Origin of the sequence: Melghirimyces algeriensis (assembly GCF_900182565.1) — a bacterium.
GTDB lineage: Bacteria > Bacillota > Bacilli > Thermoactinomycetales > DSM-45169 > Melghirimyces > Melghirimyces algeriensis.
The window spans coordinates 67,064-92,508 of the sequence record NZ_FXTI01000003.1 but is presented as its reverse complement, the minus strand read 5'-3'; the positions used below and the strand labels follow the sequence as shown (position 1 = coordinate 92,508).

The window sequence follows — 25,445 nt, the reverse complement described above, 5'->3', positions numbered from 1 at the left end:
ATCCGAGCAAATCCCATAATCAAACCTTTTCCCGTTATCCCACTTCCCATACCCATTGATTTCAAAATCCGTTTTCCATTCACTGAAAAAGGCACCCGATCGGATGCCTTACCATCATCAAACGCTTTGATCCATGGCTTCAGGGTGAGAAGACGAAAGCGGTTTCTCCCTTGTATGGTCCAGTCGACGGAACAGACCATAATAGGTCAAAGCACTGAGTAATGCCAACCCGGCCAATACGGCGAATGTCCAACCATATCCGACCCAGGCTGATACCGGAATGGCAAAGGGAGCAATCGCCTTTCCGATGGAAAAACGGAGGCTGGCTACAGCAAAGTATTGTCCCCTCATATGCTCAGGAGCCAATTTGGAAACAAAGCCTTCCTGTAGACCCACCACCAATAATTCTCCCACTGTGAAAACAACAATCCCCAGAATCATCATCCATACATTTGTGGAACTTCCGATGATCAGCATGGAAAGGCCATAAAAGAGTGAAGAAGTAATAAACACGCGCCCCTCCTTTAAGCGATTCACCCAGCGTGTGATCCAAACCGTAAACAATGCTACGAGAAGTCCATTCTCCGCCATCAACCAACCAAAAAATTCCTCTCCTCCAGTTGATAGAACCCAATCTCCCAGATGGAACAGTGTTTGTACCGATACCATCTCTGTAATATACAATGCAATGGCCAGATCCAGCTGCATAAATGTCTGGGCCGCCAAAATTCCCGCAAGAATGAACAGCATAAAATTTCGGTCAGATAAAATGACACGATAATCCTTCAACTGAGCAAGCAGAAACTGAACCCAAGGAAGTTTCTTTCCCTCCGGAAATCCGGAGGCATCTTCCGGACGGGGAGCGGTTTCCCGAACATAGCGGGCAATCACCATGGTCAAAACTGCGCTGACCAGTGTAGCCGTCAACAAAAGAGCAAAACGATATTGAAAGAAAAACAATCCACCCAGAATTGGACCGATCACGACAGCAATATTAATCGCTGTATAAAAAACAGCAAACACTTCATTTCTCTTTTTTGGCTCCACCAAGTCTGCTACCATCGCATGACTTGCTGGCCAATAAAGAGAACCAGCCACTCCCAGGATGGAAAAACAGATAAAAGACAGGATCGGAGATTCAAACCAGGGGGAGTTGGCAAAGGCAAAAAAGAAAAAGGCAAGGGATTCTCCCACTCCAGCAATCACCATCATCCGTTTGCGACCAAACCGGTCTGCACAATAACCACCCACCAAATTGGCCATCACCCCAAACACCTGGGAGAGAATTAACAGTCCTCCGGCCCATGACTTCCCAAAAGAATGAGCAAAATAAATCGACATAAAGGGGAAAAACATCCAAAAAAGAATGTTAAAAACACCCTCACCCAGTAATCGAACTTTGAGATTCAGATCCCAATCTTTCCAACGCATCGGTTTCCCTCCAGCACTATGTATCTTTTTATTGAAAAACAAAAAAAGCCGTGGGCAAGGAATAACCTTGCCCACGGCGCCTGGATTTGATGGCTTTTATAGATTCCCCATAAACATCAAATCAGAGGTGGAAAGGATATCCTTTTGACGATCCATATTTTGGATACAATGGCCGAAAAAAGGCATACGTACCCCTTGTTGTGCGGTTTCAGAGCACAATGGGGGAATCATAGCATTGATTGTCTTCATGTCGATGATCATCTCTTTGACTCGCATGATCCTTTCCACCTCCTTCATTCCGATATGCTTCTTTTTTATTCTAGCCGATCTCCAGATAAAAAAGCAATAGGTTTGTTTCCTTCAACAAGCAAGAAAAGAGAATTCTTCCGACTCTCTTCAATGTTTCTTATTTAAACTTTTTTCTTTTCCTGCGCTTAAACCCACCAAAAAAGCTTACAAATTCTCCCGACCGAAGGTTAATCACTCCCCGATTGAAACGGAAGAATGAATTGAACACAATGGCAGTGCGTCCCCGACACCTTACCTTGATAAAGTCGCCTGGCCTAAGCAATATATTGGCCACCCGAATTCCAAAGAAATCACAAGATAAGTTAAATGTTTGACCAGGGCGAACATTGAATGTCTTTTTCTTATGATGATGATTCATGACGACTTTATTGTTTTCAAGCGATTTCAACTCCACAACCATCCCACTCCTTTCATTCGATTTACTGTGTTATATGAACCCATTGGGGAATTGGTATAAACACATGACTCATATCCTGAAAAATGGGTAAACTGACAAAGCCCACAAGTGAATGCTCTTTTTAAATTTTGTACAAATCATCCATTCCCTTGTTTCATCATTATATGATTATTTTTAAGATTAACTCTCTTTGTGTTTTACAAACCGGGCTCCCGGCAATTGGCGAACAAATCCCTTTACCTGAAGACCTAACAACAGCTGATGCAGTTCTCCCAAAGAGTGATTCAAATGTGGAAGCAGAAAATCGACCGTAAATGGGCGATCATCCAAACGTTTCATCAATTCCGCTTCATCCGCATTCAAAGAGACATCGTGCTTTTCCCTTTTTCCGACAGGAACCGGCTGTTGAATATGGGTCAGTTCTTCCCAGATATCATGGATCTGCAATACACACTTTGCTCCTTGTTGAACCAGACCATTGGTGCCCCGGCTCAGCTCTGATGTGATGGGCCCCGGAACGGCAAAGACTTCTCTTCCCTGCTCCAAACTGCAATGGGCCGTAATCAGTGAACCACTCTTTTCCGCTGCCTCCGTCACCAGTGTGCCATGGCTTAATCCACTAATAATGCGATTGCGCTGAGGAAAAAGGCCTGGATGAGGAGCCGTCCCCGGTGGAAATTCTGAAACCACGGCCCCCTTTTGAACCACTTCTGCGTACAGTTGACGGTGATGACGGGGATAAATCACGTCCACCCCGCAACCCATCACGGCCACCGTCTTCCCAAAAGACTCCAAAGCCGCCCGATGTGCTTCTCCATCCACCCCGGATGCCAACCCGCTCACTACCGTCCATCCTCCCTCCGCAATTTCACCGGCCAACTGACGGGTTACCCGTTTTCCATATGCAGTTGGCTTGCGACTTCCCACCACAGCCAGACATGCATTCTGAAGAAGGGAGGAATCACCCCGAACATACAGCACCCACGGCGGTTGGGGAATTTGCCCCAACAGCGGAGGATAACAAGAATCCAACAGGGTGACAGCAACAATTCCCCGTCGATCCATCTCCTCTCTTACCCGGCGAATAAATGACGGTGTCCATTTTTCCCAAATCCGAGCAACTGTTTTTCCGGAAACCCCTGCCTCCCTCCAACGCTTTAGATCATCCTGTGTCGGCGATCTCCCCGGATGCCATCCCGTCTGACGCATCCGATCCAATGTATGCCAGCCGACTCCCTGAATCTGGTGCAGGGCCACCAACCCCTCCCGCTCTTCCCATCCATCGACCATCGCTTTCACCTCCAAAGAAAAAAGGACCCCCTGAGAGGTCCCTTGACAAGCTCTGATGTTATTTCACGGTGGTGCACTCGTCCAGCAAGCCTTTTTCCTCCAGGACCTTGGACAATGTTTCTCCAATGTCTGCCGGTGTCGGTGCAACCGTTACTCCACACGCTTTCAATGTGGAAATCTTTTCATCTGCGGTTCCTTTGCCACCGGAGATAATGGCGCCGGCATGACCCATCCGTTTTCCCGGAGGAGCCGTCTGCCCTCCGATAAAGCCAACCACGGGTTTGGTCATATTGGCCTGAATCCACTCAGCAGCCTCTTCTTCCGCAGTTCCACCAATTTCCCCGATCATAATCACAGCAGATGTTTCCGGGTCATTTTGAAATGCTTCCAGGGTATCAATAAAGTTGGTACCGTTCACCGGGTCTCCACCGATCCCGACTGCAGTGGATTGGCCGATACCGCGTTGGGTCAATTGATGAACCGCTTCATAGGTAAGTGTTCCACTGCGGGAAACAATCCCCACTTTCCCCGGAGCATGAATATAGCCAGGCATAATCCCGATTTTGCACTCGCCAGGAGTAATCACTCCAGGGCAGTTGGGCCCGATCAACCGAGTTTTCTTTCCTTCCATGTAGCGCTTCACTTTTACCATATCCAGAACCGGAATCCCTTCGGTAATGCAGACCACCAGATCCAGTTGTGCGTCCACCGCTTCCATAATTGCATCCGCAGCAAAGGCTGGCGGCACATAAATCGCAGACGCATTGGCTCCTGTTTTTTCCACTGCTTCAGCCACCGTATCAAAAACCGGAATCCCTTCCACGGACTGCCCACCTTTGCCGGGAGTCACACCCCCGACAATCTGCGTACCATATTCTACTGCTTGTTTGGTATGAAACAAACCATTGGAACCCGTAATCCCTTGTGTGATCACTTTTGTATCCTTATTCACAAAGATGCTCAAGTTGGAACCCGCCTTTCCTTCCAGATGTGATGGGTAATGTTGTTACTTCACCAAGGAAACAATCTTTTCCGCAGCATCAGCCATGGAATCGGCAGCAGTAATTTTAAGGCCGGACTCATTCAGGATTTTCTTTCCAAGTTCCACATTGGTCCCTTCAAGCCGGACGACCAACGGGCGATCCAGACCGATCTCTTTGGCTGCTTCCACAACTCCTTCGGCGATGACATCACACTTCATGATTCCACCGAAAATGTTGACGAGAATCCCTTTTACATTGGGATCTTCCAGAATAATTTTAAAGGCCGCAGTCACTTTTTCGGTGGTGGCACCGCCTCCCACATCCAGAAAGTTGGCCGGTTCTCCACCGTAATGCTTGATAATATCCATGGTAGCCATCGCCAAGCCCGCTCCATTCACCATGCAGCCAATGTTCCCATCCAGAGCAATATAGGTGAGATCAAACTTGGACGCTTCAATCTCCTTCGGATCCTCTTCCGAAAAGTCCCGAAGCTCAACGATGTCAGAGTGGCGATAAAGGGCGTTGGAATCAAAATTCAGCTTGGCATCCAATGCCATCACTTCACCATCTTTGGTGGTGATCAGTGGATTGATTTCCGCCAGTGAACCATCCTTATCCACAAAGGCTTGATATAACCCCATCATAAATTTTACCGCTTTGTTGACAAGCTTTTTCGGAATGCCAATCGCATAGGCCAACTGACGTGCTTGAAAAGGCTGAAGACCTACAGCCGGGTCCGCAGACACTTTCACAATCTTCTCAGGGGTTTTGGCAGCCACTTCTTCAATTTCGGTGCCGCCCTCTGAAGAAGCCATCATCGTCACCTGGTCTGTGGAGCGATCAATCACCACACCCACATAGTATTCCTTTTCAATATTACACCCTTCTTCAATCAAAAGACGCTTTACTTCTTTTCCTTCCGGTCCGGTTTGATGGGTAACCAGCGTCTTGCCCAAAAGTTCTTCAGCATATTGCTTCACTTCATCCAAACTCTTGGCCAGTTTCACTCCGCCCGCTTTTCCACGTCCACCAGCATGGATTTGAGCCTTGACCACCCAAAGGTCTCCACCCAAATCCTTCGCAGCATCCACCGCTTCCTCCGGAGTGAATGCCACATGACCCCTGGGTACCACAACCCCGTACTGTTTCAGTACTTCTTTACCCTGATACTCATGTACGTTCATGCCCCATCCTCCTATCCATTAAATACTGTGTTTACATAGAAATTTGGTGTTGGATCGGCTCCCCGATTCTCTGATGTTTCAAGAGGACCGAGTCTGACAGACAGTTTCAATTCCTACTGATCCGTATGTATGAAAAAGATCGTTTCAGATTCAGAAACTGTCATAATCAACCTCGAAGGGAAAAACCTCAGCATCCTCTGAAAGTATAGCGCAATCATCAGGCCTCTGCCAACCTTACCATCTCATTCAACAGACAACTGTCTCCTCCAAGCCCGCTCCGCAGTTTATGTAGAAAATCCAGATTGTTGCACTGAACCATGGATGGATTGGACTTACAGGACGACACCAAAAACAGAGGGCTGTCACATCCAGCCCTCTTCAGCATTCATTTTAAGACCTCAGCCAAGATTGCACCCACAAGCGCAATCCCCATAAACAAACCAGTAAATATCATGGTCCCTTTCACCATATCCAAAAAATCGTTTTCTTCTTCACGATGGTTATTGGAATCTGTCTGGGAACTCATCTTTTACCCTCCTGCACTTGGACCCGAAGGAAAGATCCTTAAGCCCTGATTTCACAGATGTTAAAAATCATCCTCTGTAATAACATTACTCCTGTTCAGTATAGCATGCTTTTTTTGCGTGGAAAATACTTGGCAGTCAACACAAGCAAAAACCAACACGTCTTTTCAAACAAGCTTCATATTTGATTTCAACTGTTTTTATATAAATATTGGAAAAACAGGATTAAAATGGGTTATTTCTGTCAATACCGGAAGAATAAACCGGATTGAAGGAGGCGTAATGATGATTACTTCACGACAATGGTTGTATTTAAGTATCGCCTTTGCTCTTGTCCTGATCGCTACCACGGCCTTGCTTCCCATCCCTTGGTTCGGCGGAAAAACCGTAATTGAAGAAGTGGAAGAAGTCTCATCCAATGAAACCCAGATGGAAAAAACATTTCATTTGGTAACGACCGAATACAAGGCAAAACATCATGGGAAAGAAGTGGAGGTCTACCGTTGGAATCCTGGAACCCTGGTTGTTCAGGAAGGCGACCGGGTCAATCTAATATTGCACGGCCTCAATGGAAAGGAACACCATTATTCGCTGAAAGAATTCGGAATCCAGGGAACCTTGAAAAAGGGAGAACAGGCAAAAGTCCGCTTTACAGCGGATCGACCGGGAACCTATAAGTTGCTTTGTCACAACCATCACTCGGTGGATGCCAGCGGTCCCATGGTTGCTTATATCACAGTCCTTGAAAAAGAATAATCAGTGACTTCCTACGGCCCCAACCAGCGAGACAAAATATCCGCTAGACGGTTGGGATCAAAAGCGGTTCCGCTGGGTCGTCGGAAAAGGATGCTCCACCGGATATCCCCTCTTATTACTTTTGTCAGCAGTCTCAATAAAATGTTTCTCTTTTCATATAGAAGGTGGAAGGAGAAACATTTTTTCTGTATCATGGGACTGGTAAAGTGTACTTATGATAAAAAATTGGAGGCATCCATTTGAATATCCGTTTTTCAACTCCTCATCAATATGTCTTTATTCATGAAAATGTAAAGCACCTGCTTCTCATCTGGTCAAAAGAAAGAAAAAAACAACTGTATATTGTTGAAGATGAAGGAGAGGCGATGATCCTGACCGAGCCTGGTGACACCTATGCGGAGACCGTTCTGGCTCAGGTTGAACCGTTCTTCTTTTGCCAACTGGAAGCTGAAGAAGAAATCTTCTCTGTTGTACTGGGAGCCACCTTTGTTTTCCACAATAAACTGGTAGGCATGTATTACAGACGGGAACAACCGGACGGAAATCCCTACTTTTTCTATTTGGAAGACGGAGATCTAAACGATATCCCTGATCAGGAATATGAAGATGTGGTTCGAACGTTTCTCAAAGAATACCCGGAGTATATTAAACAATCGTGATCGACATCAAAAACCTGCCGACCATTCGTCGGCAGGTTTTTCAGATCGGCCGCAACATCGCACGAACCGGGCTTCCATCCGCTTCAGTCAAGGGTAATGGCAGTGCAACCATTTCATAGTCTCCTGCTTCCACACGGTACAAAACCGCCCCCTCCAGAATATGCACACCATGGGACGTCAAAGCATGGTGTGCAGGAAGCTCTTTGCTGTCCAATGGGTCTACCGACGGAAGATCCAGACCCAGCAGGCGGATTCCCCTCTCCGCCAAAAACGGGGCCAATGTTGGATGCACAGGAGGAATAGCGGCAGGAAAAGAAGACCGATCCAACCAAGTATCCGTTCGGATCAAGAGGCGGGAGACTCCTTCCAGATTTTCTCCTTTCAGTTCTTCGGGACCAATCGTTTGAGGATGTTTGAGATATACGACCCGAACCGGACCCAAATACAAATCCGGCGAAAGGTCGATCACCTTTTTTCCACTGGAATCGAAGTGAAACGGCGCATCAATATGGGTCCCGGTATGTGTGCTCATTGTAAGCTGCCCCACATTGACCGAGCCTGTATCCTCTTTGGTCCAGGTCAACCGGTAAGAAAAGGGAGTATCTCCCGGCCAGACCGGAACATTCTCATCCAGAGGTTGTGAGATGTCAATCCAGCGAGTCACGCCACGACCTCCCTCTTTTTCTCATGTCGTTCATAGTCTTTCTTTTCCATAATCTCTTTTAGAATTTGGACGGCTTCCCATATCTCCGAGTAGCTCGTATACAAAGCAACCGGAGCAAGCCGAATGGCATTCGGAGCGCGATAGTCCGGCACAACCCCTTTTTCCTTTAAAGATTTGCAAATGCGGACGGCCTCTTCGTGAACCAGACAAACATGTCCTCCGCGCCGTCGGTTCTCCACAGGATTGGCAAAGGAAAAGCCCATCCCTTCCAACTCCTGCGTCACCAACTCCATCAGATAAGCGGTTTGTTTCAGGGATTTCTCCCGAATCCGTTCGATACCCGCTTCAGTAAATATCTCCAATGATCCGATCAAGGGCGCCAAACTCAAAATATGAGGGGTACCTACTTGATAAGCTCCGGCATCCTTTGCAGGAGTCAACTGATGCTCCATATCAAACTGGACGCTTTTATCAGAACTGAACCAACCAGCCAACCCCGGAACCCGTCCAAAATGCTTCTGATGGACAAACAAACCGCCTACGCCACCAGGACCACTGTTCATATATTTATAGTTGCACCAGAAGGCAAAATCGACTTCCCATGTGTGTAATTGATGGGGAATGGCTCCGATCGAATGGCATAGATCAAAACCTACTAAAATTCCTCGCTTTTTGGCTGTTTTCGTCAATTTCTCCATATCCAGAATCTGTCCGCTGCGGTAGAGAACAGAAGGCAATACCATGATCGCCACTTCATCCGTCATCGCTTCCATGATATCATCCTCTTCCAGCGTCCATCCATCCCGGCTTCCCACACGGATCAAATGCTCATCGGGATTTAACCCTCGCAACTGAAGCTGGCTTTGCATCGCATAGATATCAGAAGGAAACGTCAGTTTATCCGCCAGGATTTTTGTTCTTTTCCCTTCCGGCCGATAAAAGGTGCTCAGAAGCTGATGCAGGTTCATGGTAGTAGAACCGGTAACAATCACTTCACCTGCTTCTGCTCCCACCAGTGGGGCACTTTGCTCCCCCAGTTTTTCGGAAAGATGGAACCAGGGATATTTCCCTGACATCCAGCCATCGATTCCAAAGTCCCGCCAACTGTTTACCACTTCCAGCAAACTTTTTTCCGCCCGCTTGGACATCAATCCCAAAGAGTTTCCATCCAGATAAATCTTTCCCTCTTGGATATAAAATTCGTCCCGAAATCGCGCCAAGTCATCTTCCTTATCCATTTTCTCTGCAGTTTCCCGCAACGTTACCATGTTCACAGAAACCTCCCTCCGTTACTATAACTTTGTCCTTAAGCTCCATAGTTCTGGAAAAAAACGATGATCGATCACACGTTTCAAATAACTTACCCCAGAAGAGCCGCCGGTTCCCGATTTATATCCGATAATCCGTTCCACCGTCTTCATATGATTGTAACGCCACTGTTGTTGTTTATCTTCAACATCAACCAGCTTCTCTGCTAGCTCATATAAATCCCAATATTGCTCCACATCCCGGTACACCCTGAGCCAGGCTTCTTCCACACTGGGATGCGATTGGTAATTTTGCGACCAATCCCGCTTCAACCGGGAAGAGTCCACTGGAAGCCCCCGGTCCGCGAGGGCTTGAATGGAAACGTCATAAATACTTGGTGAGTAAAGCGCTTTTTCCAGTTGTTCGTATAAGTCGGGACGATGTTTATGGACGGACAGCACATGATGATTTTTATATCCCAACGCATATTCAATCAGACGGTTTTGGTAAGACTGAAACCCTGAGGCATGCCCCAACTGATCCCTGAACTGCATATATTCCGCAGGCGTTAACGTAGACAAGACATCCCAGGACTGAATCAATTGCTCCTGAATGCGCGCCACCCTGGCCAACATCTTAAACGCCGGCTCCAGGTCGCCCTCCTGAATACTGGCAATTGCCGCGTTCAATTCGTGAAGAATCAGCTTCATCCACAACTCGCTGGTCTGATGAATAATAATAAAAAGCCATTCATCATGATGTCCCGACAATGGTTTCTGGCTATTTAGGATCTGATCCAACTGAAGATAGTCCCCATAAGTCATTTCCTCACTGAAATCCTGATGGATTCCCTGCTCTAGATGTTTGCTTTCCTTTTCCATCTGCCTCCCCCTTTTTTCTCTTTGTTTTAGGATACATGAAAGCGTTTCATTTCGCACCCAAAAAAGAAAGAGAACTGAACGTTCCCTTCGAGGTTTATGACAAAGTAGGGGGAGAGGGGATTTCCGTCTCCGCATCTCTTTCCTCCAGCAAAGAAGAGGAAGGAGTCCGCTTCACCCCCTCCGGTCCCAACCAGCGGACAAAATATCCGCTAAACGGTTGGGACCTCCAGGGGTTCCGCTGAGTTGTCGGAAAAGGATGCTCCACCGGATATCCCCTTCTTCTTATTATTTTTGTCAGCAGTCTCAAAGGGAACTAAACGTTCCCTTCATTACTCTCATGTGTATAATCTTAGAGAAGCCTCATTCCCAGAAATTTGACCGATAAGTGCCTGATGTCCATGGTCGTCGATCAATTGACACTTTGCATGGATTTCATCCAACAGTCTTCCTGCTGTTTCCCAGTCATCCGGTGCATCTTCATAATCTTTTTCCGTTAACTTGCACACCTGATCAAATAGCGGTTTTACTTCCTCAAAATGCTCAGTTGGTTCAAATTGACAATAAATCCAAGGAAAATCCGTATCATCGGGATATAACGTCCCCAACAGAACGTCTCCGCATTTTAAGTAAAAAGCCATGATGTAAGTCATCCTCTCTCCTTAACTGACAAGGTTTCAACAACAGCATTTATTCACCAAGGGTACCAACAGGTACCAGGTACAAAGGTGTAAGCACCTCTTTATCCCTACCAAGCGCTTCAGCAGCTTGATGATCCCGAAACCCTCCGACAGGAACGGCCTCCCAATCCATTGCCTGCGCCACCAACTGCAGATTTTGCACCATATGTCCCGCTTCCATCAAACAGAATCGGTAGCCCCGAAAGCCAAAGCCTTGTGTTGCCACATGTAAATCGGATGAGATCAATATACAAAAATGAAAATCCAGCTCGGATTGTACCAGAGCTGATTCCACATCACTGCTTCCTTCCTGACGGACCAGTGTGTGGTCCATACTGGAATACACATACAGACCGGGAGACAAACCATTGACTTGGCGAACTGAAAGGTGAACGTGATTGGGGTAAAGAGACCCTGCCGATGGATACTTCCGTTTCTCCCTTCCAGGGTGTTTTCCCACTGTCCACTTTAAAAACGTCCCCAATTCCCCGACAGAAATATCCCCTCCGGCTTTCAAAGCCTTGGGCGATCTTCGGGAAGCTAACGCAGATGCCAGAGATATATCCGGCAATGCTTGAAACTCCAAGGGAATTCTTTTGGCGGACCCTTTCACCTCTTTTGACAAAGAGCCCGACTGTCGGGTAACAGGCGGCCAAGAGGAAGCTTCATGAACCCAAGTCTCCATATTTCCCTCCGCAGAAACCAGCATTCCGCTATCCACCAAACGATCCACAAATGAAGACCGGGGAAGCTCTAGGATTTCTCCCACTCTATCATCCATTGGCTCCCACGGACCCAGCTCTTCCCTGGGGATGGTGACCTCCGTCTGACCCAAACGAAAGATCCAGGAATCGGACTGATCCAAGACCTGAACACCCGGTTTCAAAAGATACCGCTCTCTATCCCTTTGTCTCATGTTGATCCGTACCTTTTGTTTGATGGGATAAAATCGCGATCGTACAGCGTGAAACGCAGATCAGCTTTTCCTTTTCATCCTGTATTTGAATCTCCCAAACCATGGTGGTGCGCCCTTTATGAAGCGGCTTCGCCACAGCTGTCACAACCCCACTTCGTTTGGAACGAATATGATTCGCATTGATTTCCAAACCGACGGGATACTCCTTTTCCGGGTTGCAATGAAGCCAAGCACCCAAACTGGCGGCCGACTCTGCCAAAACCACAGAAACTCCACCGTGAAGAATCCCATAGGGCTGATGATGACGTGAATCCACAGGCATCTTCAATATCACAGCTTCGGGACTAAGCTTCACAGACTCGATTCCCAACTGCTCCATTACCGTATGATCAAAAGATAATTCTGAGTTCACCAAAAAACCTCCATTCCAATGAGCCGCCAAATTAGTATGCAAACAATGAAAGCTTTCTTGCAAACTTTAAAATAGCCCATTTAGTTATTCAACAATGAAATTCTGTTTCCCTTCCCTCAATAAAAGCGGAATTTTTGAGAAAATACCGTCATAAAGTCAATAGCCGTTTCTCCCATCCTCTCCGCTTCATAACGTATCCTATCTGATCAAGAGGACGGGATCTTAATGGTATGGTTGGCCTATATTCCAGTGATACTCTATTTTCTGCTGGAAACGATACGAAAAAAACCCCTTGAGGAACAAAGGAAGAACCGAAGCTCCACCATCACTCTAGCTGTAGCACAAGGGTTTATGATCCTTCTTCCAACGATGATATTCTTTTATAAACCGATGAACAATCATCATTCCCATCCGCTTTTTTTCATCGGAATGGCATTCGGTGTTGTGGGTGTCTTGATCCGAGCTACAGCCATGCAAACGCTTGGTCGCTTTTTCAGTCGAAATATCGGAATCCAAAAACAGCATCAACTGGTGGTGACAGGCTGTTACCGTTACATTCGCCATCCCGGATACCTTGGGACATTGGGAACATTTTTGGGGTTTGCACTGAGCACCGCTTCGTGGTTGGCGATCGTTGTCAACATTCTCTGTTTTTTTGTTGCCTACTCCTACCGAATCCGGGTGGAAGAGGACGCGCTGACCGCATGCTTTGGTTCCGCTTACTTAAACTACAAATTACGCACATGGAAACTGATACCTTTTTTGTATTGACATATGAACGAGTCCACAGACAAAAAACCCCCTTTAAGTAAACATCATGCTCTTCTGGAGCCTGACTGCTTAAAGGGGATTTTGTATGATTAACCTTCTTTTTGAAGCGACTGTACATCCTGAATGATCTCCTGAACATCCGGTTTCATCCCGTTATACTGATAAACCACTTTTCCGGAAGAATCAATCAGATAAAAGCTCGACCCATGAATAACCTGATCGGAATCCGGATCTTTTTGGATTTTCATCCTAAAAGAGGATTCCGCCAAATCCTGAATATCGTCAAAGGGATACCCGGTCAAGAAGTGCCAATTGGACAAGTTGGCATGATGCTGCTTTGCAAATTTTGTCAGCACTTCAGGCGTATCCCGTTCCGGGTCAATACTGAAAGAAACAAATTGGACATCCAAGCCTGATTCCTTTAATTCACTTTGGACCTTTTCCATATTGGCTGTCATCGGGGGACAGATGGTATTGCAGTTTGTAAAAATAAAATCTGCGATCCATATCTTACCCTTTAGATCAGACAAGCCAAATTTGTTCCCTTCATGGTCCGTATACCGGAAATCCTCCACCGGCCAATTCAGAGCCGTTTTTTGGGAAGACTCCGTCTTCTCCTCTTTTTTCTCTCCAGTCTCATCGGCGACTCCACATCCAGCCAACACCAATATACTTAAAAGAAGAAGCATCCAAACCGCATTTTTTTTCACAATCTCACCTCCATCCCTGTATTACTGCTGAACGGTGAGTGTTTCGGCCGGTTTCATCACATGACTTCCCCGTGCAGTCACATGATACATCACTTTGTAATCACCAGCTTTTTCAAACGCTTTTTCAATACTGTAAACCCCTTCTCCAGTCCGTTTGGCGACTATTTTTTCATGATCTTCCTTATTCGCACCCTTTTCCCAGATTTCAAACTGCACATCATCCGCATCGTTTACAGGTTGATCTTCCTGCATAATTTTCACCTGAATCCGGATGTTTTCTCCCGATTTCACCTCTTCGGGAAAGGTCATTTCCACCTTGGGTACATCCTTTACTTCTTCAGAATCATGCATATCATGTTTTTTCTCTTCCTTGTGAGCCTTCTCGTCCTTTTTCTCAGTCGACTCCTCTGTACCGCCACAAGCACTCAAAGCAACCATCAACACCAATGACAACATCCCGATCATCCACCGTTTTCCGCTCATCAGCATCCACTCCTGTTTTAAAAAGAGTCATGACAACTGCAACTGTCCTGTTTCATCTTCCGATACACTTCTGTCATGGCTTCCGCGAATGAAAGAACGATCCCACCAAACCCCCGGACAAATTTTTCCGCTGTATGTTTTTGTTCAAACGATAATACTTGCGGCTGGCAACAGCGGAGGTCCACCTCCGTTTCCATCACATACCAAGCTTGCATGGCACTTACCGTTGTATTGGTGAAAAAATCCTGGCAAATGGCCTGAATCACTTCATCCTGTATCTGTTGGTGGCGAAGCAGTCCACAGTGACTGCAACAAGCGGTTTCAATTCGCTGGTCCATCAGGACAAGCCGATACGTCAATCTTGGGTCCGGTTGGCGACCACAACAGATACATCCCAAAACAGGAGAGGTTTCCGGTTCTTGCACCAAAGTGACTCCGCCGTAAGTCTTCTTCATCCACCCTTCTTCCAGCATCGGTTTTAAATCCCGATAGATCGTCATCTCAGAGACTTGCAATTCCTGACTCAGTTCAGATATCTTGACATTCCGGCGCTTTTTTACCAATCGACGGATCTGTTCACGCCGCTCTGTAGGGAGCATTGATCCACCCCTTCATGTTAAAGTTATAACAACAAACAACATATTCTTTTAACAGTTTAAATAAATAATCTGGGATATTCAATTCTTTGACCATGTAATGATGTGAAAGTTTGATGTCATATTCACACAGAATCTGGAGCAGGATAGATCGTCTCTGCGGAAGATTCCCCTTCTGTTTCCGCCCGGTCTTTTTCCCGTTCTTTTCGAACCCAATGGAAAAAGATATAACCAATCACTGCGATATAAACAATTTCCTGAACAATCTTCATAATTACGCCGCCTGTTTGTTGATCATTCAACGGTGTCATCACCGGAAAGAGCTCGGAAGTCTCCATAAACAGGGCATACATTGGCTCATTTGCAAAAATGACTAGGGCACAAACGGGTGTAAGAAGCATTCCGTTCGCATAAAGAAACCCCATCTTTTTCAATTCGCTCAAACGGTTCATTTCTGGTACTGGACAAATGATGCTCCACCACATCGACAAAGCTGTAACCATTAACAGAACATGGGTTACAACATGTAACAGATCGCTTTCCATGATTTGGTTAAACACCCAGGGAAGGTGATACAGAGAAAGCATACCATTAAACAAAAACATGGAAATAAACGGCCGGATTAAAAATTGAATCAAAGCGCGAACAGGCTTCCAGTTTACAAATGGACGAACCATCCAACTGGGTAGTCCCGCCAACAAGATGGGAGGCATCACAATATACAACAAGGTCATTTGCAACATATGCATGCTGAACAGTTCATGTCCAATCGCATCCAATGGGCTTCCCAGGGCAAAATAATAAATCATAAGCGCTGTCAGAAACATCGATATTTGCCGGACCGGAACAGGTTGACCCTCTTTAAACCGCCTCCGAAAAGGAGAAACCACAGCCAAATATGCACAAGCAATCAATAAAACCAAGAGGTTCAGTTCAATATTCCAGTTTGAAGGGTACAAAAACATCTCAATGATGGTATCCATATCAGTCCCTCCTTTGATAAGTGATAACAGGAAGTCACATCTCCTTATTATCTTCCAGTTTATCTCTTCTTACGTGGAAAGGGGCCGAGGAGATATGAAAAATTGTTGAAAGCAATCCCTTTCCTTGAACGTCAAATTTAAAAATGTGGGAAAAAGTGAATAAAAGCACCCGCGATTAAAGACATTATCTGGATATAAAGGCTTTTTTGTCAAGGATGTGAAGGAAATGCGGTGGATTCTGATGTTCATCTTCTTATCGATCACGGTTTTTTTCATTCTCTCGTCCAAACCCAAACAACAGGAACAAGATTTTTCTAAACTTCATTCCAACCCGGATCATCGACGCAAGGTAATCTGGATCATGGCAGACTCCTTGATGTCTCAAGCCATTGACCAAGGCATAAAAAGCGGGGACCTTCCTGCATTTTCCTTTTTGATCAGCCATGGTCACTATCAAAAGGAGGTGATCAGTTCCTTCCCCACCATGTCAGTCACCGTTGACAGTACACTGATTACGGGTGCGCATCCTGACAGACATCATATTCCCGGATTGATTTGGTTTGATAACCAGGAACAGCGGATTGTCAATTATGGAACAGGACTGAATGAAATCCTGCGTGACGGTCTGACACAGGCTGCTGAGGATATGGTGCAAAACCTGAACCACAAACATCTAAACCAAGAGATCCAAACTATTTTTGAAGCCCTGGAAGAGCGAGGAATACGGACCGGTTCCATCAACGGTCTCATTTACCGCGGTTCCAACGACCATAAACTGGCCTTTCCTTCCTGGGTTGCCAAGCCATTGTCCCTACCTGATCAGGTGAACGTAAAAGCTCCCGATTTCTTCGCACTTGGGATGTTCGCCAATCCTCTCCAGGGAAAGGTTTCCCTCCCGGACGGTCTTACCAAGGAGTTTGGGTTTAAAGATGCCTATTCTGTTGAGGCTACCAAATATCTGATCAAAAATGATCTCCTTCCCGATTTTCTTTTTGTCTACCTTCCTGATCTGGACAAACCGCTTCACAAAAAAGGTCCCGGTCCACAAGAGAAAAAAGCAGTACAAAAACTGGATCGGGAAATTGCGGAACTCCTAGATTCCTTTGGCAGTTGGAATGAGGCGATTCAGCACGTCACCTGGGTGGTATGTGGAGATGGAGGGCAAACCTCCATCGTGCCTTCCAATCAAAACCCGGTTGTGCAATTGGATCAACTTCTGAATAATTATCAGGTATTGAAGCCGGGCCAACAGCCCAGTGAAAAGACAGAAGTGGCCCTTGCCGTCAATGAACGCTCCGCCTTTGTCTATGCCCTCAAACAGGAGATTTCGTTAAACAAGCTGGCTGATCAGTTAAAGAAAGACGATCGGGTCGACATTCTGGCCTGGAAAAACGAAAACGGATGGATTCAAGTGTTCAACGCCGAAAAAAATACAGAAATGCAGTTTCGACCCGGTCAGGAATTTGAGGATTCATATCATCAAAAATGGGACATGAAAGGGGATTTAAAAGCGCTGGATCTCACGGTAAAAGCAGATAAAAAACAGATCAGCTATGGAGATTACCCAGATGCTCTCATCCGCCTTTGGACTTCGTTTCATTCTCACTCCGGCCGTTACCTCATCATTACGGCTCGACCGGGATATGAACTGGCCGATGTCCACTCTCCCACTCATAAAGGCGGGGCAGGGCACGGATCGCTTCATCAAATCGATTCCGTTGCTCCCATGATCATCACCGGAACGGATCAACGGCCTGCTCACTGGCGATTGGTGGACATGAAACCATGGATTCTGTCTTTATTTGATTCACCGACCACTGAATCCAAACGATAAGGCTGCCTGTTGGTAGCGAGACTGCTGACAAAGATAATAAGAGGGGGATTTGCGGTGAGCATCCTTTTCCGACGACCCAGCGGACTCGCTTTCGGTCCCAACCGTTTAGCGGATATTTTGTCCGCTGGTTGGGATCGGAGGGGGTGAAGCGAACTCATTCCACTTCTTTGCTGGAGAAAAGAGATGCGGAAACGGAAATCTCCCCTTCATCACTTCGCTACCTGTTGGTAGCTTTATTTACGGCTGATATTCCTACTTGTCAAATCGGAATAAATGGATTAAACTCTTTTTAATACGATAAATGGGGTGAAAATAATGGCTCAGGTTACATTTACATCGGATGTGAATTGGTCAGGACAAGGAGTTCTATCGACTGCCCATATCGGAGATAAAGTTGTAACCATCGATGAACCGGAATCCCTCGGTGGAACCGATCAAGCTCCCAACCCAGTGGAATATATCCTTGCTTCACTTGGTGGTTGCATCAATGTGATCGTTGTAATGCTGGCGGATCAACATAACGTCATACTAAACGGTATTTCTGTCCACGTAGAAGGGGATTTGGATTTGGATGGTTTTATGGAAAAAGACCCTAACGTTCGCCCCGGATTTCAACAAATTCGATATCGGATCGAAATTGACTCTCCCTCTCCCTCCCACCAAATTGAAGAATTGATTAAGCATGCGGAACGAATATGCCCAGTAAAAGATACACTTCGCGGTGTTCCAACCCTATCCATTCAAAAGTAAACACATAAAAAAGGGTCGACTGAAGCGGACCCTTTTTTATGTGTTTAGCACCCTCTTTTATCACATAATTTAAAATGATCAGAAAAAATAGACTAATTCCTCTTGTACATTCTTTTTCGAACCCCTTCTCTTGTATTTTTCACTCCACTATAAAGACCACTTGCTGACAGTCCCATCGCCAGTCCCACAATAGTCCCTCTAATCCAGCTATCCGGGGAAACAAGTGTCAACCCAGCTGTAAGTCCGAGCAACACGGAAAGCAATGCAGCCCACTTTGATGATACCCCCCACAACTTCGTCAACTCTACAACTCCCATGATCAACGGAACCAGTGCTACACCGTAAACATGTTGATCCATCATCCATTCCCCCTTTAAAGTAGATTATGAATCCATATTTAATCACGGGACATGAAATCCCTGCCTGGATCGAATCATGTTTATTCGCTCTACTCCCCCTAAGACCGGAATAAACTGATAAAATAGCATAGAACAATGCTATAAAGATTTGGGAAGAAGGTCAGGTATGATGGATGATGCAAAAATGCATGGGTATCGATGATTATAAAGGAGGTCTCCTTATGGGAAAAACCAAACATACAGGACCCATTTCCCTTCCAAAAACACCGGACCCGGACCTTTGGGTCAGCAAAGTTCCCTTTGGACTAGGCAAGATCAAACCTCACCATATACGGGAAACGTTTAAAACCATTTGGGAAAATCGAGATAATCTAAGCTATGCCACTCGCATTCTGACCCAGGGAGTCTGTGATGGATGTGCGCTAGGTGTAGCGGGACTGAAAGATCAAACGCTGAAAGGTCCTCATTTATGCACCACTCGACTCAACGTCCTTCGCCTCAATACCATGCCGGCCATCCCTTCGGATGTCCTTCATTCAGATATCGATGAACTCCGGGCGTTGGACAGCAGTCAACTTCGAAAACTGGGGCGCCTTCCCTATCCCCTGTTAAGAGAACCGGGCGACCGAACATTCCGCCGAATCTCGTGGGATGAAGCCCTGGATCGAATTGCGGACAAGATCAAACAAATCGCTCCCCATCAAGTCGCCTTTTATCTCACTTCCCGTGGAATCACGAATGAATCCTATTACACCGCAGCCAAGGTGGCCCGTTTTCTGGGAACCAACCATATTGATAATGCTTCCCGGATCTGCCACTCCCCTTCAAAGACGGCACTGAAACGATCACTTGGAATCGGAGCTTCCAGTTGCAATTATAAAGACTGGATCGGAACGGATGTACTGGTTTTCTGGGGGTCTGTTGCCGCCAACAATCAACCGGTTTCCACAAAATATATGTATGCTGCCAAACGCAAGGGTACAAAAATTATCATGATCAATCCACATTATGAACCCTCGATGGACCGTTACTGGATTCCTTCCATTCCTGATTCCGCCCTCTTTGGCACAAAGATTGCCGATGATGTTTATCAAGTGAACATCGGTGGAGACATCGCCTTTATGAATGGAGTTATGAAGCACTGGTTTGAGATGGAGGAACAGGAGCCCGGCTCTGCCATTAACCACGCCTTTGTTCAGGCTCATACCAATGGTTACAATGCTTTAAAAAAGCATGTCTCCAAGTATGATTGGGATGATCTTGAACGTTCTTCCGGACTGTCACGAAAACGAATGGTCCAATTCGCTGAACTTCTCGCCCGATCCCATTCTGCTGTCTTTGTTTGGTCCATGGGACTGACCCAGCACAGATTTGGAACGGACAACATCTCCCAGGTAGCCAACCTTGCTTTACTACGGGGATTTATCGGCCGGGAACACTGTGGACTGATGCCGATTCGGGGACATTCCGGCGTACAGGGATCCAGTGAAATGGGTGCAGACCCATTCAGTTTGCCAAACGGTGAGTTTGATGAAACAAACATATTGCGAATGGAGCGGGTCTGGGGATTTCATATTCCCCGCTGGCAAGGGAATACTGTGGGAACCACTCTGGAAAACACGCTTTTACCCGATGATCACGAACAGAAAATCCGACTGTATTACCTATCGGGTGGAAATTTTCTTGAAACGATGCCCAATCCTGAATTTGTAAAAAAGAGCTTGGAGCGCTTGGATATTCGGGTACACCAAGATATTATGCTGAACACGTCCACCTTGCTGGATGCTCAGGAAGCGGTGATTGTCTTACCTGCAATGACCCGATATGAGCAGCCTGGCGGAGGAACTTCCACCTCCACGGAACGGATGGTTTACTTCTCTCCGGAAATCAAGGGCCCCCGAATCGAAGAAGCCAGAGCGGAGTGGGAGATCTACCTGGATTTGGCCGCACGGGTTAAACCGGATGAAAAACACCTTCTGGGATTGGAGACAGCGCAAGAGATTCGGGAGGAAATCGCCAAAGCAGCACCCAATTATGATGGTATCCAACACTTGAAAAAACAGGGTGATGTGTTTCAATGGGGAGGTGCCTGGCTGTGTGAAGGCGGCTTTTGTCCCACTCCTGACGGGCGGGGAAATCTTCTGGCCATTGAAATACCTGAGCAACGGATCGCGGAAGGTCATTTCCGTGTCACTACCCGGCGGGGCAAGCAATTTAACTCTATGATTTATGGACAAACCGATCCCTTCAACAATGCGGAACGCTATGATATCCTGATCAATGAACAGGATGCCCGTAATCTCCATATCAACGATGGAGATGCGATCGCCCTTTATAACCGTCACGGGAAACTGTTTGGTCGGGCACGGTACGCTCCCATACAATCCGGAAACCTGGGCGTTCACTGGCCGGAAGGCAACTGTCTCATTCCCAAAGGAGTCTATGAAGAGCATGCCGGTATCCCCGAATACAACACCCATGTTATTTTGGAAAAGGCGGAAACCTTTCACGCAAGAAAAGACATCAAATACGCAGAAAAACGGGTAGAAGAACTGGAGACGGAAATCGGTTAAATCATACTCTTCCGCCTTCAGGGAATGTTTCCATTCCATCGTATTAATAGGTAAATATATTGAATTTGTTAAGACAAAGCATAGAACATTCCGTTATAATAAAAATAAAATCTTAGAAACCCGACAAAAGTAAAGGGGATTTTATGAGATTAATCCGAACCATCGTTCATTGGTTAACAACCCTGTTGATCGCCGCTGGCCTTTCCATGGTCATTACCACATTTTTGATTGAACCTGCTGAGGTTCACGGAAATTCAATGCAACCCACGCTTCAGGACAACAATTACATTATGATCTCCAAGTTATCTCACACTCTGGGGGAAGTACCGGATTATGGAGATATTGTGGTCATTGACAGCAATATTGACCAAGATCGGTCATTGATGCAGGAATTCCAGGAAGGCTCCCTGTACCGGTTAATCACCGGACAGGAAAAAGCCCACAACCGATGGTTAAAACGAGTGATCGGCAAACCTGGTGACACGTTGGAATTTAAAAATCAAATCGTTTATCGAAATGGCAAGCCATTGAAAGAGAGCTATACCAAAGATGGTACGACTTCTCCACCATCAAATGAAAAATGGAAAAAAGTAACCATCCCTGAAGGGCATGTCTTCGTTATGGGCGATAACCGGCTAAACAGCAGTGACAGCCGCGTCATCGGACCAGTTCCAATCGACCACGTTTTGGGGAAGATGGTCCTGCAATTGGAGAGCTGGCCATTTCATTAAGGTGTTGAACCCCCGTTTATTTAGAGACGGGGGTTCTTTCTACCTTTCTTTTATGGTCCTAGCTACTCTTTCGTTTTCCTTCCAAATTTCGCACCGTTTTGCTCTGCTCCGTCTCTGTATGATCTTTATACGTTCCCAAGCCCATGTCCAGAAACGGGTGGGTAACACCAAACCAGTAATGTTCATTTTTAAAATGATGCCAAAGGTGAACCCTTTTCATATAACGTCCCCACGCTGTCATCGGCTTCACCGGACGATGCGCGATGTAATGCATCCATTCATAATACAGAAGGTAACTGATCACCCCTACAGAAAAGGAAACCGCCAAAAGTGGATCTCCCGTCACCGAATATGCCAGAAAGGATAAAATGAAAATAATCGGAAAGCTGTACCAAACGGGTAGAAACAATAACTTCAAATTTTGCGGATCGACATGATGATCATAATGAAGGCGCTTTAAAAGTTTCAACAAATAAGGGTTCTTCGGTGGTTTCAAATGAAAGAAAAACCGGTGGATCAAATACTCATTGCAGGCATAGCCCACCATACCCGCCAGAATGGACAGCCAGACCCATCCCCGATCCAGTTCGGGAACCACGTATACCATTCCCGCACACCACACCAAACCGGTGGCCAAAATGTCAAACTGGGAAAAGAATTCTTTTAAATAGCTTCTCATATAAAAACCCCCTTTTAAAAATTAAGGGCCAATCACACCTTATTCAGCCGTCCCATCACAACAGCACCGATCAGGCCAACAATGAAAAGAAGAAAGAATATCATCGCCAGGAGCATACTTGAAAAACCGGTCCAGCCTCGATTGCTCAAACTGAATGTCATAAAAAACAGCGCTGCAACCAAAGAGAGCATTGCCGGTATATATCTGGGGTATATTCTGGAAGGAAAGGTTTTATGAAATACATATGTCAGAAGGAGAACCAGCGGAACACCCCATGTTACCATATTCATAGGATAGGCGAAAAAATCCATTTCCAGCACTCCATTTCATGGTCGATTGATATCATGATTCGATGGACCCATCTTCTACACCTTTTCCCATTGCGGGATCAGTATATGTTATGTTCACAGAGTTTGCATCTTGCTATGAATAACAAAGAACCACTCCTTGCAGAGTGGTTCCCTTTTCTGACTTCGCTATCTTTTTATTTGAATCCTCCAAAAACGGCATGCCCCGCCTTCAACCAAAAAACATCCACCCTATGAAACAACCATTTCAGCTGATCCATGAGCGAAGAAGGCTTGTCCACAGGGTCATCAGCATACCGATACAGGTTCCACTCTTCCTTTTACAAACCTCTCAAATCCCCATATCGTTCACAGGACTGCTGCTTGACCACCTCATCCCCTCTTGAACAGTATGATTCTCCACTTCTGCTCCCCCCGTCCATTTGGTTTACAATACCCGTCCACCTAAAGGCACTTCACGATCCGCTTGGATGAGAGCCACTTCATCCCTGTCAGAAACGACCCCAAGAATCAGGACTTCCGACATAAAATCAGCGATCTGACGTGGCGGAAAATTGACAACCCCCAACACCCGCTTTCCCTTCAATTCATCCGGCTGATACAGTTTCGTAATCTGTGCACTGGATTTTTTGACACCCAAAGGTCCAAAATCAATCCAAAGCTTATAGGCAGGCTTACGAGCCTTTGGAAACGGTTCCGCCTTAACCACTTTTCCAGCTCGAATATCGATCTTGCCAAAATCATCATAGGTAATCTCCGGCATCTCCATTACTCCTTTTACCAGCTTTTGATCATGAAACGAGAATGTCCAACCGTCTGGCCAGGTGAAAGTCCTTTTCTGTTAAGCTCCCCTCGTCATGCGTCGTTAAGCGAAGTGTCACTTGACGGTATTCAATCAGAATGTCGGGATGATGGTGCTGTTTCTCTGCTTCTTCCGCCACCTTTTGTACAAACTTTATACCATCCATATAGGTGGGAAAGTGGAACACTTTTGCAATGGTCTGATCTTCCCTCACCCACCCTGTAATGGATGATAACGCTTGCTGTATCTGTTGCTCGGTCATTTCGGGAAGTCCCCTCTCTTTACAGTAAATTTCTCCAACATCCATTTCATCAAAACTGCCTTATTTCCCTTTGAAACGCCCGTTCTTCACGGGTCCATTCCGCCTCACGTTGAAGAAACACCTCCACCGTTTCCGGAACAGAACCAGAAACCAATGCATCCGCATAATCACCAATGGCTTGATCCAATAACCGATCGAACGGAATCCAGTCCGTCCCAAACCGGGCTCCGAGAATGGACCCGGCGATGGCACATACCGTATCCGTATCAAACCCCAGTTGTATGATGCGATAAAGTGTTTGATTGGGTTCTGCATCGCTCCGGCAAGCCATAAGAAGGGCATGAAGCCCACCCAAAAGGACAAAGCCCTGGTTGGGATGTGCCCGAGTAAATCCTTTTTGCAGATGGGGACGAGCAAAGTCGGAAATATGTTGTCGCATGGTATCCAAGGGTTGATCAGCCCATTGGTAGGCGGTTCGTAACCCCTCGGAAATGAGTGTGGACCCTCTGTTCTGTATCACCCACCCTTCTTCCTCTAAGACAGCAACTAACGCTTCCGCCTCCTCTGCATAATAGGGAACTTCTTTCAACACCTCTTTTGGGGAGTTCCCCTGGATCAAACCGGCCACAGAGGAAGCAACAACTGCGGAAAAAACAGCCGCCCGTACATCAGAATGAGTAGAGAGTGAGGACTCCAAAGCCACCCGAAGTCGCAACTCCCGATTCTCCGGATATAAAGCCCCTGCGGGGCCCACTCTCATCGCAGCTCCCATCCCCGCCGAAGGGCTGCCTGTTTTCTTCACATCTTTCCCTTTTGCCATCTTTCGGACAGACTGGACAAAATTACGCCCCACTCCCCGCCAGCTTTCCCTTTCTACCCCCTGAACGAGGATCTCCTTCCACTTTGTATCATTCCAACCGTCTTGGGACTGGCAAACCTGGATCAATGCCATTGCCTGCTGTGTATCATCCGAATGAAGCCCCAAAGGACGCAATTTTCGCCTTCTTTTCTCTGAAATCGCGGAAAGCGGATAACGTTCAGGCAACGCTTGGTAAAGACCGTATACCGCTTCAATCTCATGCTCCCTCCAACCTTCCACCGGACAACCCAAAACATCCCCCCAGGCAAGTCCCAACAAAGCTCCTCTTTTATAATCTTCTGCATTCATCGCCACGATTGCTTCCTCCACTCATATTCTTTTATTCCGCTTAAAAATCTTACTTGATTTTTCTGAATGTATATATTCTTGATCAATAAGAAAAACCCTCTTCAG

The 25,445-nt window shown here is 46.3% G+C and carries 32 protein-coding genes; 8 read left to right on the top strand and 24 right to left on the bottom strand.

Annotated features, from left to right (window positions below):
• Nucleotides 1–117: 117 nt before the first annotated feature.
• The 7 genes from FN782_RS05845 to FN782_RS16705 all read right to left on the bottom strand — a co-directional run bounded on the left by FN782_RS05845 (nt 118) and on the right by FN782_RS16705 (nt 6,120).
• Nucleotides 118–1,431 (bottom strand): MDR family MFS transporter, encoded by a 1,314-nt coding sequence (locus tag FN782_RS05845; protein WP_142504849.1) that lies wholly within the window; start codon nt 1,429–1,431, stop codon nt 118–120.
• A 96-nt stretch (nt 1,432–1,527) separates the two neighbouring features.
• Nucleotides 1,528–1,707, bottom strand: coding sequence for a hypothetical protein (locus FN782_RS05840; protein ID WP_142504848.1), 180 nt, complete (start codon nt 1,705–1,707; stop codon nt 1,528–1,530).
• 130 nt (nt 1,708–1,837) lie between these two features.
• Nucleotides 1,838–2,134 (bottom strand): hypothetical protein, encoded by a 297-nt coding sequence (locus tag FN782_RS05835; protein ID WP_142504847.1) that lies wholly within the window; start codon nt 2,132–2,134, stop codon nt 1,838–1,840.
• A gap of 183 nt (nt 2,135–2,317) precedes the next feature.
• On the bottom strand, nt 2,318–3,427 hold the full coding sequence (gene dprA / locus FN782_RS05830) for a DNA-processing protein DprA (protein ID WP_142504846.1): 1,110 nt from the start codon (nt 3,425–3,427) through the stop codon (nt 2,318–2,320).
• A 58-nt stretch (nt 3,428–3,485) separates the two neighbouring features.
• The gene (gene sucD, locus FN782_RS05825; RefSeq protein WP_142504845.1) at nt 3,486–4,391 is read right to left on the bottom strand and encodes a succinate--CoA ligase subunit alpha; all 906 of its coding nucleotides are present in this window, start codon (nt 4,389–4,391) and stop codon (nt 3,486–3,488) included.
• 42 nt (nt 4,392–4,433) lie between these two features.
• Nucleotides 4,434–5,594: an ADP-forming succinate--CoA ligase subunit beta gene (gene sucC / locus FN782_RS05820; RefSeq protein ID WP_142504844.1), complete on the bottom strand. Its 1,161-nt coding sequence runs from the start codon at nt 5,592–5,594 to the stop codon at nt 4,434–4,436.
• A 385-nt stretch (nt 5,595–5,979) separates the two neighbouring features.
• A complete protein-coding gene (locus tag FN782_RS16705; protein WP_185956076.1) occupies nt 5,980–6,120 on the bottom strand; it encodes a hypothetical protein in 141 nt (46 codons plus the stop codon).
• Nucleotides 6,121–6,403: 283 nt separating this feature from the next.
• Here FN782_RS16705 and FN782_RS05815 point away from each other — a divergent pair, with 283 nt between their 5' ends.
• Both FN782_RS05815 and FN782_RS05810 read left to right on the top strand, forming a co-directional pair.
• Nucleotides 6,404–6,874, top strand: coding sequence for a cupredoxin domain-containing protein (locus tag FN782_RS05815; RefSeq protein ID WP_185956075.1), 471 nt, complete (start codon nt 6,404–6,406; stop codon nt 6,872–6,874).
• 239 nt (nt 6,875–7,113) lie between these two features.
• Entirely contained in the window at nt 7,114–7,533 is a 420-nt protein-coding gene (locus FN782_RS05810) for a hypothetical protein (RefSeq protein WP_142504842.1), read from the top strand.
• Between the two features lie 40 nt (nt 7,534–7,573).
• Here FN782_RS05810 and kynB read toward each other — a convergent pair whose 3' ends face one another.
• The 7 genes from kynB to FN782_RS05780 form a co-directional block, all read right to left on the bottom strand.
• Nucleotides 7,574–8,197, bottom strand: a complete 624-nt coding sequence (gene kynB / locus FN782_RS05805; RefSeq protein WP_142504841.1) for an arylformamidase — start codon at nt 8,195–8,197, stop codon at nt 7,574–7,576.
• Nucleotides 8,194–9,465, bottom strand: coding sequence for a kynureninase (kynU, locus tag FN782_RS05800; RefSeq protein ID WP_142505071.1), 1,272 nt, complete (start codon nt 9,463–9,465; stop codon nt 8,194–8,196). The genes kynB and kynU overlap by 4 nt, the downstream gene beginning before the upstream one ends.
• Before the next feature lie 24 nt (nt 9,466–9,489).
• Nucleotides 9,490–10,326 carry a tryptophan 2,3-dioxygenase gene (kynA, locus tag FN782_RS05795; RefSeq protein ID WP_142504840.1) on the bottom strand — a complete coding sequence of 279 codons (837 nt, stop codon included), beginning with the start codon at nt 10,324–10,326 and terminating at the stop codon, nt 9,490–9,492.
• A 94-nt stretch (nt 10,327–10,420) separates the two neighbouring features.
• Nucleotides 10,421–10,591: a hypothetical protein gene (locus tag FN782_RS16700; protein WP_185956074.1), complete on the bottom strand. Its 171-nt coding sequence runs from the start codon at nt 10,589–10,591 to the stop codon at nt 10,421–10,423.
• 70 nt (nt 10,592–10,661) lie between these two features.
• A complete protein-coding gene (locus FN782_RS05790; RefSeq protein ID WP_142504839.1) occupies nt 10,662–10,964 on the bottom strand; it encodes a hypothetical protein in 303 nt (100 codons plus the stop codon).
• Nucleotides 10,965–11,013: 49 nt separating this feature from the next.
• On the bottom strand, nt 11,014–11,919 hold the full coding sequence (locus FN782_RS05785) for a SagB/ThcOx family dehydrogenase (protein ID WP_142504838.1): 906 nt from the start codon (nt 11,917–11,919) through the stop codon (nt 11,014–11,016).
• Entirely contained in the window at nt 11,903–12,298 is a 396-nt protein-coding gene (locus FN782_RS05780) for a PaaI family thioesterase (RefSeq protein WP_142505070.1), read from the bottom strand. Before FN782_RS05780 ends, FN782_RS05785 begins: the two co-directional genes overlap by 17 nt.
• 258 nt (nt 12,299–12,556) lie before the next feature.
• Between FN782_RS05780 and FN782_RS05775 the strand changes: the two genes are divergently transcribed.
• The gene (locus FN782_RS05775; RefSeq protein ID WP_142504837.1) at nt 12,557–13,102 is read left to right on the top strand and encodes a methyltransferase family protein; all 546 of its coding nucleotides are present in this window, start codon (nt 12,557–12,559) and stop codon (nt 13,100–13,102) included.
• A gap of 89 nt (nt 13,103–13,191) precedes the next feature.
• Here FN782_RS05775 and FN782_RS05770 read toward each other — a convergent pair whose 3' ends face one another.
• The 4 genes from FN782_RS05770 to FN782_RS05755 all read right to left on the bottom strand — a co-directional run bounded on the left by FN782_RS05770 (nt 13,192) and on the right by FN782_RS05755 (nt 15,874).
• Nucleotides 13,192–13,791, bottom strand: a complete 600-nt coding sequence (locus tag FN782_RS05770) for an SCO family protein (protein ID WP_142505069.1) — start codon at nt 13,789–13,791, stop codon at nt 13,192–13,194.
• A 42-nt stretch (nt 13,792–13,833) separates the two neighbouring features.
• Complete coding sequence (locus FN782_RS05765; protein WP_185956073.1) at nt 13,834–14,295, bottom strand: FixH family protein; 462 nt, start codon at nt 14,293–14,295, stop codon at nt 13,834–13,836.
• A 17-nt stretch (nt 14,296–14,312) separates the two neighbouring features.
• A complete protein-coding gene (locus tag FN782_RS05760) occupies nt 14,313–14,894 on the bottom strand; it encodes a DeoR family transcriptional regulator (RefSeq protein ID WP_142504835.1) in 582 nt (193 codons plus the stop codon).
• Nucleotides 14,895–15,016: 122 nt separating this feature from the next.
• Nucleotides 15,017–15,874 (bottom strand): cytochrome c oxidase assembly protein, encoded by an 858-nt coding sequence (locus FN782_RS05755; protein WP_142504834.1) that lies wholly within the window; start codon nt 15,872–15,874, stop codon nt 15,017–15,019.
• Between the two features lie 226 nt (nt 15,875–16,100).
• Here FN782_RS05755 and FN782_RS05750 point away from each other — a divergent pair, with 226 nt between their 5' ends.
• From FN782_RS05750 to FN782_RS05745, 3 genes are all read left to right on the top strand, one after another.
• Nucleotides 16,101–17,708, top strand: a complete 1,608-nt coding sequence (locus FN782_RS05750; protein WP_246064860.1) for an alkaline phosphatase family protein — start codon at nt 16,101–16,103, stop codon at nt 17,706–17,708.
• Nucleotides 17,709–17,851: 143 nt separating this feature from the next.
• On the top strand, nt 17,852–18,001 hold the full coding sequence (locus tag FN782_RS16695) for a hypothetical protein (protein WP_185956072.1): 150 nt from the start codon (nt 17,852–17,854) through the stop codon (nt 17,999–18,001).
• Between the two features lie 22 nt (nt 18,002–18,023).
• Nucleotides 18,024–18,458, top strand: a complete 435-nt coding sequence (locus FN782_RS05745; protein ID WP_142504833.1) for an OsmC family protein — start codon at nt 18,024–18,026, stop codon at nt 18,456–18,458.
• Nucleotides 18,459–18,550: 92 nt separating this feature from the next.
• Here the strand turns inward: FN782_RS05745 and FN782_RS05740 are convergent, their stop codons facing one another.
• Entirely contained in the window at nt 18,551–18,817 is a 267-nt protein-coding gene (locus FN782_RS05740; protein ID WP_246064859.1) for a hypothetical protein, read from the bottom strand.
• A gap of 221 nt (nt 18,818–19,038) precedes the next feature.
• Here FN782_RS05740 and FN782_RS05735 point away from each other — a divergent pair, with 221 nt between their 5' ends.
• The gene (locus FN782_RS05735; RefSeq protein WP_142504831.1) at nt 19,039–21,390 is read left to right on the top strand and encodes an FdhF/YdeP family oxidoreductase; all 2,352 of its coding nucleotides are present in this window, start codon (nt 19,039–19,041) and stop codon (nt 21,388–21,390) included.
• Nucleotides 21,391–21,533: 143 nt separating this feature from the next.
• Complete coding sequence (lepB, locus tag FN782_RS05730) at nt 21,534–22,121, top strand: signal peptidase I (RefSeq protein ID WP_142504830.1); 588 nt, start codon at nt 21,534–21,536, stop codon at nt 22,119–22,121.
• A gap of 58 nt (nt 22,122–22,179) precedes the next feature.
• Here the strand turns inward: lepB and FN782_RS05725 are convergent, their stop codons facing one another.
• The 5 genes from FN782_RS05725 to FN782_RS05710 all read right to left on the bottom strand — a co-directional run bounded on the left by FN782_RS05725 (nt 22,180) and on the right by FN782_RS05710 (nt 25,340).
• Nucleotides 22,180–22,800 carry a sterol desaturase family protein gene (locus tag FN782_RS05725; RefSeq protein ID WP_142504829.1) on the bottom strand — a complete coding sequence of 207 codons (621 nt, stop codon included), beginning with the start codon at nt 22,798–22,800 and terminating at the stop codon, nt 22,180–22,182.
• A gap of 32 nt (nt 22,801–22,832) precedes the next feature.
• Nucleotides 22,833–23,111, bottom strand: coding sequence for a hypothetical protein (locus FN782_RS16690; protein WP_185956071.1), 279 nt, complete (start codon nt 23,109–23,111; stop codon nt 22,833–22,835).
• 424 nt (nt 23,112–23,535) lie between these two features.
• Entirely contained in the window at nt 23,536–23,871 is a 336-nt protein-coding gene (locus FN782_RS05720; RefSeq protein ID WP_142504828.1) for a tRNA-binding protein, read from the bottom strand.
• Nucleotides 23,872–23,899: 28 nt separating this feature from the next.
• Nucleotides 23,900–24,172, bottom strand: a complete 273-nt coding sequence (locus FN782_RS05715) for a 4a-hydroxytetrahydrobiopterin dehydratase (protein ID WP_185956070.1) — start codon at nt 24,170–24,172, stop codon at nt 23,900–23,902.
• A 49-nt stretch (nt 24,173–24,221) separates the two neighbouring features.
• Nucleotides 24,222–25,340 (bottom strand): ADP-ribosylglycohydrolase family protein, encoded by a 1,119-nt coding sequence (locus FN782_RS05710; RefSeq protein ID WP_246064882.1) that lies wholly within the window; start codon nt 25,338–25,340, stop codon nt 24,222–24,224.
• Nucleotides 25,341–25,445: the final 105 nt, after the last annotated feature.